The organism is Thalassoglobus neptunius (genome assembly GCF_007859735.1).
In the GTDB taxonomy this organism is placed as follows: Bacteria; Planctomycetota; Planctomycetia; order Planctomycetales; family Planctomycetaceae; genus Thalassoglobus; species Thalassoglobus neptunius.
In genome coordinates this window covers 23,611-36,460 of the sequence record NZ_SIHI01000018.1, presented here as the reverse complement: position 1 = coordinate 36,460, position 12,850 = coordinate 23,611, and the positions used below count along the sequence as shown (strand labels likewise).

The 12,850-nt window shown below is 52.1% G+C and carries 10 protein-coding genes; 7 read left to right on the top strand and 3 right to left on the bottom strand.

What is annotated here, in order from left to right; genetic code table 11:
- Positions 1-99 precede the first annotated feature (99 nt).
- Positions 100-1,521, bottom strand: a complete 1,422-nt coding sequence (locus KOR42_RS18400) for a sulfatase (protein WP_146511311.1) — start codon at positions 1,519-1,521, stop codon at positions 100-102.
- Positions 1,522-1,709: 188 nt separating this feature from the next.
- Here KOR42_RS18400 and KOR42_RS18395 point away from each other — a divergent pair, with 188 nt between their 5' ends.
- Complete coding sequence (locus KOR42_RS18395) at positions 1,710-2,774, top strand: Ldh family oxidoreductase (protein WP_197441330.1); 1,065 nt, start codon at positions 1,710-1,712, stop codon at positions 2,772-2,774.
- Between the two features lie 120 nt (positions 2,775-2,894).
- Here KOR42_RS18395 and fbp read toward each other — a convergent pair whose 3' ends face one another.
- Entirely contained in the window at positions 2,895-3,896 is a 1,002-nt protein-coding gene (fbp, locus tag KOR42_RS18390) for a class 1 fructose-bisphosphatase (protein WP_390620894.1), read from the bottom strand.
- Between the two features lie 469 nt (positions 3,897-4,365).
- On the opposite strand from fbp, the gene KOR42_RS18385 reads away from it, so the two are divergent.
- Positions 4,366-5,163: a tetratricopeptide repeat protein gene (locus KOR42_RS18385; protein WP_146511308.1), complete on the top strand. Its 798-nt coding sequence runs from the start codon at positions 4,366-4,368 to the stop codon at positions 5,161-5,163.
- Between the two features lie 79 nt (positions 5,164-5,242).
- Here the strand turns inward: KOR42_RS18385 and KOR42_RS18380 are convergent, their stop codons facing one another.
- Positions 5,243-6,220 (bottom strand): hypothetical protein, encoded by a 978-nt coding sequence (locus KOR42_RS18380; protein ID WP_146511307.1) that lies wholly within the window; start codon positions 6,218-6,220, stop codon positions 5,243-5,245.
- A 478-nt stretch (positions 6,221-6,698) separates the two neighbouring features.
- Between KOR42_RS18380 and KOR42_RS18375 the strand changes: the two genes are divergently transcribed.
- The 5 genes from KOR42_RS18375 (at position 6,699) to KOR42_RS18355 (ending at position 12,850) form a co-directional block, all read left to right on the top strand.
- Positions 6,699-7,925 carry a RimK family alpha-L-glutamate ligase gene (locus tag KOR42_RS18375; protein WP_146511306.1) on the top strand — a complete coding sequence of 409 codons (1,227 nt, stop codon included), beginning with the start codon at positions 6,699-6,701 and terminating at the stop codon, positions 7,923-7,925.
- 252 nt (positions 7,926-8,177) lie between these two features.
- Entirely contained in the window at positions 8,178-9,404 is a 1,227-nt protein-coding gene (locus KOR42_RS18370) for a 3-dehydroquinate synthase (RefSeq protein WP_146511305.1), read from the top strand.
- 159 nt (positions 9,405-9,563) lie between these two features.
- Positions 9,564-10,469, top strand: a complete 906-nt coding sequence (locus tag KOR42_RS18365) for a radical SAM protein (RefSeq protein WP_146511304.1) — start codon at positions 9,564-9,566, stop codon at positions 10,467-10,469.
- Between the two features lie 154 nt (positions 10,470-10,623).
- Positions 10,624-11,412 (top strand): metallophosphoesterase family protein, encoded by a 789-nt coding sequence (locus KOR42_RS18360; protein WP_146511303.1) that lies wholly within the window; start codon positions 10,624-10,626, stop codon positions 11,410-11,412.
- Positions 11,413-11,740: 328 nt separating this feature from the next.
- A complete protein-coding gene (locus tag KOR42_RS18355) occupies positions 11,741-12,850 on the top strand; it encodes a Gfo/Idh/MocA family protein (protein WP_146511302.1) in 1,110 nt (369 codons plus the stop codon).

Sequence of the window (12,850 nt, the reverse complement as noted above, 5' to 3'; positions counted from 1 at the left end):
ACTCTGCGAACTGACTCAAAACGGTGATTGAAAACGAATCGCTCGTCGAAAGCGACTTCGTTTGTGCAGTCTGAAAATCTCGGGCGATAACGGGTTTGCTTAATTCCGGTTCGCTCGATACTGAGGATTCGGAGTTGTTGGAATTGGGGCGTTGACAGCTTCCCTCCATTGAATCATGGCGCTGTGGAGTCGCTTGAGGTCTTCGGGATGAGATTTGGACAAGTCGGTTTCTTCTCCCAAGTCTGAGTCGAGGTTGTAGAGTTCTAACCGGCCGGTTTCGAACCACTCGATCAACTTCCAGTTGCCCATGCGAATCGCTCCTGCCGGAGTGGTTCGGAATGGTCCCCCATGAGGATCGCCTTTCCCTTGAAGGTAACAGGGGAAGTGCCAGAAGATTGCGGGTCGGTCGAGAGTCGATTCGTGATCACGAAGAAGCGAGCAGAGGCTGAGGCCGTCGAGTTCCACGCCTGATAGAGTGGGCGTGTCGGTCATTTCAAGAAAAGTGGGATACAGGTCGATTCCGATGACTGGTTCGCTGCATCGCTCATTCGGTGATGTCACTCCCGGCCACTTGATGAGCAACGGTTCTCGGATGCCGCCTTCGTACAGCATTCCTTTTGCTCCTCGCAACGGAGCATTCGAAGTCGCTCCTCCAAACCCGCCATTGTCGGAGAAGAAAACAACAATCGTGTTCTCATCCAAACCACATTCGTTGACGGCATCCAAAACCCGCCCAACGCTGTCATCGACACTTTCGATCATCGCGGCATACTTGGGGTTGTTGTGTCTTTCGGTCTTCGTCTTTTGTTGATACTTGGTGACCAGTTCTTCTTTCCCCTGAATGGGAGTGTGCACCGCGTAGTGTGTCAGATAAAGGAAGAACGGTCCCTCTTTGTGGTCCTCGATAAATTGACAAGCTTCCGAAGTTAATCGATCTGTCAGGTACTCTCCCGGTTCTTCATTGACCAGTTCCGGGTAGTGGTACGGGCTGTGATAGCCTCCTCCGCTCGGGCTTCCCCATTCGCGACCTGCGACGTTGACGTCGAAACCCTGCGTTCGCGGATCGCTGCCGAGGTGCCATTTTCCCATGCTGGCTGTGGTGTAACCGTTGCTTTGCAAGGCTTCCGAAACGGTGACGAAATCATCCGCCAGCACAGTCTCGTTCTCGATCGGCTCAAGTTTGCGGACTTTATTGTTCCCTCTTCTGGGGTCACCGACCGTATAAATCCCGTGACGTGGGGTGTACTTTCCCGTCATCAGAGAAGCTCGACTCGGTGCACAATTCGGCGCATTGGCATAGGCGTCGGTGAACACCATGCTTTGTTGAGCAAGCGAATCGATATGGGGAGTCTCGTAGTATTCACTTCCCATATATCCTAAATCTGTCCACCCAAGATCATCGATGAAGAAGAAAACGATATTCGGTTTCTCGGATGCATGGATCGGAAAACTCACACTTGCCAGAAAGAAACCAAGGCAGTGAATCAAAGAGTGCAAGACGCTGCGAGGAAAGAGATTCATTGGTGAAGGTTTTCTTGCTGGCTGCGGTGAGCAGGGTGAACGAGGGAGTGAGTGAGGGAAAGCCAACTCAAGAATGGCGATTCTGAAGGATATCGGCAAGCGTTCATGCGTGACTCATTCCGCAATTCCAGCTACGCTTTCAATCGATATCAACCTTCAATGAGTTCTCAATCTAGTCTGAAATGGCCATGTCGTCAGCGATTCCAATTCCTACTGACTCTCCCGATCTGATCCGAATTCCGGTCGAGCAAATGGTTTCTGTCGTCGAGCAGATTCTCGTGAAGAAGAGCCTCTTTCAGTTCGATGCGACTGTCGCAGCACAACGTCTGGTGGAAGCGGACCTGTACGGAATTCCCTCACATGGATGCGGACGAATTCGGGAGCTTGTCTCTGCCATCGATTGCGGAGATGTCGATCCGCGTGCCCGGGTTTTGATTGTGGACGAGAATGATGTGCTTTCGGTTCTTGATGGAGGGCGTGCCCTGGGGCATCTGGCCGCAACGAAGGGCGTAGAAGCTGCGATTGCAAAAGCGAAATCCTCAGGCGTCGGAATTTCTTGTATTGGAAACAGTCAAACTCTCGGGGCTCTCTCCGTTCCACTTCGAATGGCCAGCGAAAACGGTTTGATTGCGATCGGATTCAGTAGTACGGGTGGTGCGACGGTCGCTGCCCCCGGCATGACGACTGGAGTGGTCGGAAATGCTGCCTTCGCATATGTGATCCCGAGGAAGGATTTGCCGCCTATCGTTTTTGATTCAGCTTGTGGTGTGGAGTCGTGGGGGAAACTGAATCTTCTGAAGCGATTCGGAGTCTCGATGCCGAATGATTTTGCCTTCGATTCTGAAGGTCAGCCAACATCCGATATCGATGCTGCTGCCACATTGATGCCACTCGGGGGAGAACTCGGGTTTGGCCTGTCGTTCCTTGGATCGATCCTTGCGGGCCCGCTCGTTGGGGGGCAGATGGCGATTCGAAAGAAGGGGACCGACTCCAGCGACGACTCACAACACTTTGTGATCGTTCTGGACATTGGACACTTCACAGAGGCCGACCGTTTTCACAAACGGATCGATGTCGCGGTCGAAGAAATGAAGGAGAAAGCCAAAGAGGGCGATCGAGAATTTCGGATCCCGGGCGAGCGAGGGGCTGACTGCTTTCATGAGTACTCGACGACCGGGATTCCGCTTCACCGTTCGATTCTGGAAGAAATCAAACAGCTTGCGCAATCCCTCAACGTCGACGATTCATTCTGAGCAACAAGACTACCCGGCACGAGAGGTCGGTCCTGAGGTTGCTCTGTACTCGTGCCTTCCAACGCATTCAGCACTTTCTCGCTTGAATGTCAAAGGCCGAACACGAGATGTCGTGGAATATCAGGCGGTGACGCTGTTCCCGGTTTTCAACATCTCTGTGAATGCGTCCATTTCGACACGACTTCCGACGACGAGCGGTGTTCGCTGATGAATTCCTTCGGGTTCGATATCGAGAACTCGGCGCTCTCCATCAATTGCAGTTCCTCCCGCTTGCTCTGCAAGAAACGCAACGGGGTTCGCTTCGTACAGGAGCCGCAATTTTCCATCGGGGTGTGACTCAGTCGGGGGATAAAGGAAAATTCCCCCCTTCAAGAGAGTTCGATGGAAGTCGGCAACCATCGAACCAATATATCGCGATGAATAAGGATGGTTGAGTTGCCCCTGGCGGAGATGGTCAATGTATTGTCGATAGACTTCCGGAAACTGCTCCGAATTGGCTTCATTGAGTGAATAGTATTTGCCTTGCTCCGGCATGCGAATGCTTTCGTGACTTAAGACAAACGCGCCGATTGTGGGATCGAGAGTAAATCCGTGAACTCCGTTTCCTGCGCTGTAAACCAGCATTGTCGATGAGCCGTAAAGAACGTAGCCAGCTGCCACTTGTCGGCTTCCGGGTTGTTGAATCCACTTTTCCGGATTGTTCCAGTCCTCACCGTGTGGACGATGGAGAATTGAGAAAGTGGTTCCGACACTCACGTTGACGTCGATGTTGGAGGATCCGTCCAATGGATCGAAGATGACGGCATAGTTCGCGTTGGGGGATTCGTGATGCATCAACGCGGGTTTTTCGTTCTCCTCGGAAGCAAGAATGCCGATGCTCTCTCGATGGCTGAGGCATTCTCCGAGGACTTCATTGGCATATACATCGAGCTTCTGTTGCACTTCTCCCTGAACATTCGTTTCGCCATGTTCACCGAGAAGATCGGTCAAGCCTGCTCGACGAACCTGGGCTTGGATCATTTTGGCTGCCAGCGTGATTCCCGACATCAGCCACGAGAATTGTCCAGACGCTCCCGGAAATCGATGCTGTTCCTGCAGGACATGCTGTTGCAGGGTTGTGATCCTTCGTTCCGTGCGCGAGGTGAGTGGGATCGCTTCTTCCGAATTCATCTGAAAAGTTCCTCAATCCAAATCGTGAACCGTCGTCCGGACAAAGGCGAGCCACTTTCGTCCGGGAACTGTGTTAGTTGCTTAACATTCCATACGTCAATGCAACTTTAGAATTCCCATAGTTTAGACCATTTTAGTTGTCTTTCTGCACTCGCTTTGCCCAGATTCCCTGGGAGAAGAATGCGATCGTTGGTGCGAGTCGCTGAAGACTGTCCGGCGATTCGCCGCGAGTCATTCGTGAATCAATGTGTTCCGATAGCTAATCGATCGTGCCGGAACAGAAGGGCACGATCCAGATCCTGTGCGTAACTTGTGATCAAGCCAATGGTTGACAACGGTGGCTGCCAGCCATAATACTTCTAATCTCTCAGGTTGTCCTCCGTAGATCCTTCTTCAAATTCGCCGCCCCTCGTGTGGGCGAATGACTGACTTGCGCTTAAATGCGACTGCGAAGTTGATTCTGGATGAAGTTGAACAGCTTCACAGCAAACAGAAACAACCTTCTTCCCAGTCCGTAGTCCCTGAATCGAGTGTGGCATGCGCGCCGCAGGCGCTCTTTCAACGGGGATACGAGCTTGAACAATCCAATCGCTATTTCGAAGCGATCAAAGTCTGGGACGAAGGTCTCGAACTTGCGTCAATGACTGAGCTGAATGACTGGGTCGTTCGAATTTGTATGGCAAAGGCCGGGCTCTGGACCCAACTTGGAGATTCGAACGAGGTGAAACGCGCGCTTCAACGTGCGACGAGTGCCATTTTTCGAGACGACTTCAGCGAAGTCGAAGAAGACACGTACTACGAACTTCTCTTGCGTCACGCCAATGTTCTGATTGCCGAAGGAGAGAAGGGCGGGGCAAGACGGCTGTTGATGTCTCTGATTCATCTGGAAGCAGATGTGAGAGTCGGAGCGTATCTGGCACTGATTCGGGCAGACCTCGACGCTGGCGACTTGACGGGGGCGCGGAATTGCCTCTCAGCTCTGCTGGAACATCAGTCTCTTTCAGAGCATTCCAATGATGCTCTCAGAGCTCTTGTTCTCCAGTGCGAGATTGAGTTTCTGGAGGGAGACTCTGCATCGAGTCATCAAACTGCCCGGGAAGCGGTCCGTCTTCTGGATGCGCTCTCACGAGATTCGTCGCATCGACAATCCTGGAACTCCATTCGTAAACACCTCAATCTGATCATTCGACAGACAACGGACGAAACATCTCTCAATTGAGGGTCCAGCAAGAAGAATCCGATTTCAAGAAATGGTCGCTGCGCTCAATCTCCCCGCTTCGGGAGGATGAGACCGACTGTTACGCGGCCCCGCGCGAGCGTGGGTTTCTCAGGAGATCGAATTCTTCATCCTCGATGGCACTTTGAACACTCAGACCCGCCCGCACTGACCGAATTCGCCGTTTGACACAACGCCTGAGAACGGATTGATAGCCCACTGTTGTGGCGAACAGCGTGATCAGATCGACGAAACGTCTGTCTTTCGCCAGTGTCTCGTCGTAAATCAGAATGTGTGCATTATAGCCGAGTCCGATCAAGGCTCCGTCGATCTCCCCGACGATTCCATTCTGGCCGACAATCGTATAGTCCGCTCCGATTGAAACCCATTTGCGTTTGATCCGCAGGTAACACATTCGATCTTGCTTGTCGTCGTAGTAGCTGAAGCTGAATGTCGACGGGAAGCGAAGCAAGCGATTGTTTTCCTGAAGCAACGTCATGTATTCGTAGCGTTCGAGTGAACTTGCGAACGAGAGCATCGTGCGTTTGGCTCCCAGAGAATTGTGGACTTCTCTGGAGACGACTTCCTCGATGGAGCCAGCCCAGTTGATGCGTTTGGTGCCGGTGCGAAAGAGCTTTAAAACGAGTCGACGGTTCTCGATCTCTTCCGGCTGCGTCAGCATGACCCGGTCGTTCTCGAGCTTTTGTTGAAATTCGCGTTCTTTCGCAACGCTCAGTCTTCCGGACTTCTGAAATTTCTTTCGCAACCAGTCTTCGCGTTCTTCCCGAATCTTGCGAAGAATTCGTTCTCGCTGTTCCGGGTTCGGGTGCCAGATGTCCGATCGGATTCCAACGATGTGTGTTGAGTCCCAGGAATTGGCTGAAATATCGTGTTCAGAAACTGTTCCGCAGACATCCATGTTCGCACTGAAACGCTGGTCGTCCGCTTTTTTCAGACGTTGAAGCAACTCGATATTGGTCGGGTGCAGACTCATGAACGCCCACATATCGAGATACCGATGTGTGCAGGCGCGTTTGAATTTCGATCGACTCCAGAACATCAAGAGATCCTTGGAGAGGTTTCACGAAGCAGAAAAGTTGCCGCAAACCGTTTGCCCGATGGAATTGTTGTCGGGGGAGTTTCGATGCAGAATCACATCCCGGATAAGATGCTGTATTCACAATGGGTGCTGCATACAAATTGCAAGTTTTCGACTCAACCTCGAAGTGAGGGGATGGCTGCTGACATGCATCCATTCAGCCGTTTTTGCCGACGCAATGTCTGAGAACCGGAACTTCGGTCACTGAAAGTGGAGAGTCCGACTTTTCGACCTCGGGTGAAGTTTCGCCAATCGAGTTGCCGACTCAATCAGAACGTGGACGGCCGATTACGGAAGAAGATTCGAATTCTTCAGTGATAGGTTTTACAATGAAATCAGCATTGAGTGTTCGGGTTTGCCTTTTGTGGGTCCGGTGGCTCATCGATCTGTGAGCACGACGATCTCTTCTGTTTTTTCTAGTCTCAATCGACCCAATCAAATGAAACTCGCCATTCTTTCATGCAGCCCGAAGTGCTACAGCACACGTCGACTCATCGAAGCGACTCGACAGCGTGGCCACAGTGCGCGAGTTGTGAATACTCTGAAGTTCGCGATTGATCTCGAAGAAGGGGAGCCAGAGCTCTACTACCGAAGCCAACAGCTCGACCATTTCGACGCAGTGCTTCCCCGGATCGGGGCGTCGATCACTTATTTTGGGACCGCTGTCGTCCGCCAGTTCGAGCAGATGGATATCTACTCAGCCAACACATCGAATGGGATTGCGAATTCCCGCGACAAGCTTCGAAGTCTTCAGATTCTCAGCCGACACCAAATCGGAATTCCGCAGACGACCTTTGTCCGCGATCGTGCGGATGTGCTTCCTGCGATTCAACGCATCGGGGGAGCGCCCGTGATTATTAAGCTTCTTGAGGGAACTCAGGGAGTGGGAGTCATTCTCGCAGATACAGTGAAAGTTGCCGAAGCGATCATTGAGACGATGCAGAGTACCAAACAGAATGTGCTCGTCCAGAAGTTTGTTTCCGAAAGCAAAGGGCGAGACGTTCGCGCTTTCGTCGTCGGCGTTCAAGTTGTTGCGGCGATGCGACGAGTTGCGCAAGGGCAGGAATTCCGAAGCAATGTCCACCGCGGTGGGCGAACGGAACCGGTCGAACTGGATGAACGATATCGAGACGCGGCTGTGCGAGCAGCTCAAATAATGGGGCTCCGGGTGGCGGGGGTCGATATGCTCGAAGCGAATGACGGTCCGCAGATCATGGAAGTGAATTCATCCCCCGGGCTGGAAGGGATTGAAACCTGCACTCAGTTAGACGTTGCCGGGTCCATCATCGATTACATCGCAGCACAGGTCGACTTTCCTGAGATTGACATTCGTCAGCGTCTGACCGTCAGCAGGGGATACGGCGTCTCAGAGATTCATATCCCTGAAGGATCGGAGTATATCGGGAGAACTGTTGCCGAGTCCGGATTGCGAGAGAAAGATATCAACGCACTGACACTTTACCGGGGGACGACCGTGATCCCGAATCCTCGTTCGGATCGGATTCTGGAGCCGGGAGATCGGTTGCTGTGCTTCGGAAGATTGGAGTCGATGCGGCAACTGATCCCGAAGAAAGCTCAGCGTCGCCGTCGACCAACTGTTCAGGAACTTCATACGAATGAAGGCGCGGATCAGAAACCGGATTTCTCTGACGTTCATCCCGATTAACCTGTCTGATTGAATCGATCGTCCGGGACTTGTTGAACGAGTCTCGTCAACGAATTTCGGAGACGCGCTGTCCGTCCCAACGGTAATGCACAAAAGAGGTTGACTCGCGAGTTGTACAGCAGGAAGCTTTGAGAGATTGACTTGCATCACCTCTTTCAATGCGCAAAACTGTATTGATCAATCCAGCGTCCCGAACGGACTCTCTTCGAACTACGGCAGCCAAATTTGCGCTGTCCCTGCCACAAAGTCGCTATGAACCAAGAAAATTCATCCCTCCCGGACGGTGCCGACTCTCAAAATCAATCACTCGACATCCAGTTTCACGTCCCGTGCGTCCACAGATTACGCTTCACAAGGGATTTGTTTGGGCGCGATCAGGATGTTCTGTCCGACCTTCTGGAACTCTCAGGCGACCGGGTTCCGCGGGTGCAGTTCTGGGTGGATGAGTTGCTGGCGAAAGCGCAGCCGAACCTCAGTTCAAAGATTCGACGGTTTGCCAACGCGCGTTCAAACGAATTGAACATGGTCGGCAATATTCAAACATGCCCCGGCGGAGAAGAAGTCAAAAACGACATTCACATTATCGAGCGAATGTTAAAGTGCATGAACGCTGCCGATCTTGATCGTCGCAGCTATGTTGTGGTGATCGGCGGAGGAGCAGTTCTGGATGCTGTCGGTTTCGCGGCAGCAATTGCTCACCGTGGGATTCGTCTCATCCGGATTCCGACGACGACGCTGGCTCAAGCGGATTCGGGCGTTGGCGTGAAGAACAGCGTGAATCTGTTCGCCAAGAAAAACTGGATCGGCACCTTTAACGTCCCGTGGGCTGTCATCAATGACGAGGCGATGCTGGAAACGCTCCCCGATCGTGAGTTCCGAAATGGATTCTCGGAAGCGGTGAAGGTCTCGCTGCTGAAGGATGCGGACGAGTTCGCTCGAATTGAACGGGACGCTCATCGTATTCGAGAACGTGACATGGACGCCGCGCGGCCAGTCATTCGTCGGTCGGCCCAGCTGCATATCGAGCACATCACAGCTGGCGGAGATCCTTTCGAAGCACTGGAAGCACGGCCTTTGGATTACGGCCATTGGTCCGCTCACAAACTGGAACCGATGACAAACTTTGAAGTCCGTCACGGGGAAGCTGTCGCGATCGGAGTGGCGGTCGACACGGTGTATTCGTCTCTCGCACACGGTCTGCCTAAAGCGGATGCGGTCCGCGTGTTGCATTGCCTTCGCAACCTCGGACTTCACTTGAACCATCCGATGCTTCATGAAACAGAGACGTTGCTGGACGGTCTCGAAGAATTCCGGCAGCATCTCGGGGGAAGACTGACGTTGACGATGTTGCCAGCGATCGGGAAGAAGATCGATGTGCATGAAGTTGACAAGAAGCAAATGCTTCAGGCGATTGAAACCGTTGTGGACTTCATGTCCGAACAATCAGACTCAATGACACTGGACCTCCGGAACGAATGAGAAAATGGACGTGTTTGGTGAGCTCCTTCACTGAAGATGTTCCTCTGATTGCGGATGCTTGCACGATTGCGGATTTTTGTTTTCAGCGAGTGTGTAACTTGTCACACTCAAGAAAACATCACTTCGTCCAGTCAATCAGTTTTCTCAGAGTCGACGGGAATGGAAACCGAGACACTTTCGATCGAACGTGCTCCACAAGTTGAGATTAAAGATCTCGACGAGTTGTGGTTTCAGGTGGCAGGAACTCTCTGCAATCTGGAATGCCATCACTGTTTCATCAGTTGCAGTCCAAAGAACGACTCATTCGGGTTTCTTTCGCTGGCGATGGTTCGTAAGTATCTGTTGGAGTCCGTTCCCCTCGGGGTGAAGGAATATTACTTCACAGGGGGTGAGCCCTTTCTGAATCGTGAGATGGTTCCCATCCTGGAAGAGACACTGACCTTCGGGCCAGCCACAGTGCTGACCAATGGAACTGTTCTCAAGGATGTCTGGCTCGAGCGGCTTCAACGTGCTGAGGACGAATCCGGATACACACTGGAGTTTCGCGTTTCGATTGATGGTCCGACTCCTGAAATCAATGATCCAATTCGAGGCGAGAGGACCTTTGAGCGAGCGATGAAGGGAGTCGAGGCCCTCGTTCGTCACGGATTCCTTCCGATCATTACCATGACGCGAACATGGGAGGATCACGAAGACGAAGAAGTTCTGTCGAGTTTCCGAATCGTCCTCGCGGATCATGGATATGATCGTCCCCGCTTGAAGTTGCTTCCTCGGCTCAAGATTGGAGCGGAATCTCAACGAACCTGCGGATACGAAACGTTCGAGCGTGTCGACGAGGAAATGATGAAAGACTTCGATTCGTCAATTCTCGTCTGCAGCCATAGTCGGCTGGTTTCCGATCGCGGCGTGCATGTCTGTCCTATTCTCGTTGAGAGTCCCGATTCGGTCCTCGGAACGTCGTTGAAGGAATCGTTGCAGCCCTTCGAGATCGTTCATGGGGCATGTTTTACGTGCTACCAATATGGTTCAATTTGCACGAATCCATCGTCCAGTCGTCGTGAATAGAGAGTTTTCTGATTTGGTTTGCACTCACTCGTACGAGCAAAATCAGCCGTTTACCTGATGAAACAGCGGAAGCGAGTACACAGGAAAGAGCAACTTGCTCGAGCGTCAGTGACTCTCTGCATCGCAAGAAATTTGCACGAATTGAAAGTGGAAGATGGGGAAGACTCGAGTCGCACTCTTTGGAGGAGTCTACAACAACTGGGTGGCACTCGAAGCGGCGATTCATCACGCAGAAAATCGAGGCGTCGACGGTCTGTTTTGCCTGGGCGATTTGGGAGCCTTCGGTCCGCACCCGGATAAGGTTTTTCCGCTTCTGTTCGACCATCAAGTGCAGGTAGTGCAGGGGAATTACGATCACAGCATCGGCAACGATTTGAATGACTGTCAGTGTGGATACACCGATCCTCGTGACAATTACTTTGCACAGATCAGCTATGAGTACACTTACGAGAAGACTCACCCCTCAAATCGGCGCTGGTTGAGAGAACTTCCATCCGAGATTCGTCTGGAGATTGAAGGAAAACAGATCCTTGTCTGTCACGGCAGTCCCCGCAAGACGAATGAGTTTCTCTGGGAGTCGACAACGAGTACGCACTTTTTGGAGAAGCTTACTCGAGACTTTGAGTGCGATCTCATCTGCGGAACTCACACCGGTTTGCATTGGAAGCGGGAACTCTCAAATGGCGGGAGTTTTGTGAACGTCGGCGTTCTTGGGAGGCCGGAAAACGACGGAAAACGCAACGTTTGGTACACTCTCTTGACCGTCAGCGAGGGGGAATTCGAAGTGGAATTCGTGCCGTTAGAGTACGACTATCAGCGTCTCATTGCGGAAATGAAGGCCGAAAAGCTCCCGCCGGAGTTCATCGAGACGATCGAAACCGGTTGGTGGACGACATGTTTGGAAGTCTTGCCCGGCCGAGAGCGTCGTACTGGGCGGTTCTAAGCTGTGAGCATTCGCAACGCGACTGTGACTTCTTTTCAAATTGAAGCAGATCGGTTGCGAATTCAAAACAAACACTCAAAGATGCCTCGAAACCCATCGGAGCCCGTTTTAGAGTTCTCAGGATGTCATCTGAAACGGGGGAATCGTGAGTTTCTCATGACAGCGAGTGCATCGATCAGATTGGTCGGCGCGAATTCGTAAAAGTTCACAGGACGAATTCGGTTCAAAGACTCCCGTCTGGTAGAATGTGTGGCTCGTCCGATTGTTGAAAGATGTGTCTGTTCGCAAAGACCATTTGTCTTTTGTTTGATGTTTGAAAGACCAATTGATGACCGAGAAAAAGTGTCGATGGGGCGTGCTCGGAGCTGCTGCCATCGCGATGAAGAACTGGGACTCCATTCGGAATTCCGGGAATGGACAAGTGGTTGCGATCGCGAGTCGTTCCAAAGAACGCTCGGAGGCATTCATCGATGCATGCCAGTTAAGCCGACCAGTCGCAGAACGACCGGATGCTGTTGAAGGTTATCAGGCTCTCCTCGATCGTGATGATATCGATGCGGTTTATATTCCGTTGCCGACGGGGTTGCGGAAGGAGTGGGTCATCAAGGCTGCTCAGGCTGGCAAGCACGTGATGTGTGAGAAGCCATGTGCTGTTTCGGTATCGGATCTGAACGAGATGCTCGACGCCTGCCGCGAGAATGATGTCCAGTTCATGGACGGAGTGATGTACATGCACTCCAAACGGCTCGCTGCCCTTCGAGACGTCATCGACGACGAAAACAATCTCGGCCAGCTCCGCCGAATTCAGACGCACTTTTCCTTCTGTGCCCCAGACGAATTTATTCAGAACAATATCCGCGTCAGCAGCGACCTTGAGCCGCAGGGGTGTGTTGGCGATCTCGGGTGGTACACAATTCGGATGTGTCTGTTCGTGATGAATTATCAACTGCCGAAAACAGTCTCGGGACGGCAACTCGGAGAACATGGCCGGGCAGACAGCCCGAATCCCGTTCCGATGGAGTTTGTCGGAGAGTTACAGTTCGACGGAGGAGTCTCCGCTGGATTTTACAATTCGTTCCGAACTGAGCATCAACAGCTTGTGCATGTCAGCGGAACGAAAGGAAATCTGCAGTTGCACGATTTTGTATTGCCTTACTTTGGGAATGAACTCGGATTTGAAGTCAATAAACCGGTCTTTAATGTCAATGGCTGTGAGTTTGTGATGGAACGCCATCGAACGCAGCACACAATTGCCGAGTACAGCAACAACGCGCCCGACGCTCAGGAAGTTAATCTCTTTCGCAACTTCAGCAACATTGTGTTGAGTGGAGAGATCGATCCGTTTTGGCCGGAAGCTTCATTGAAAACACAGATCGTTATGGATGCGTGTCTCGCATCGGCACGACAAGGTGGAGCGACAATCGAGTTGACGGAGTAA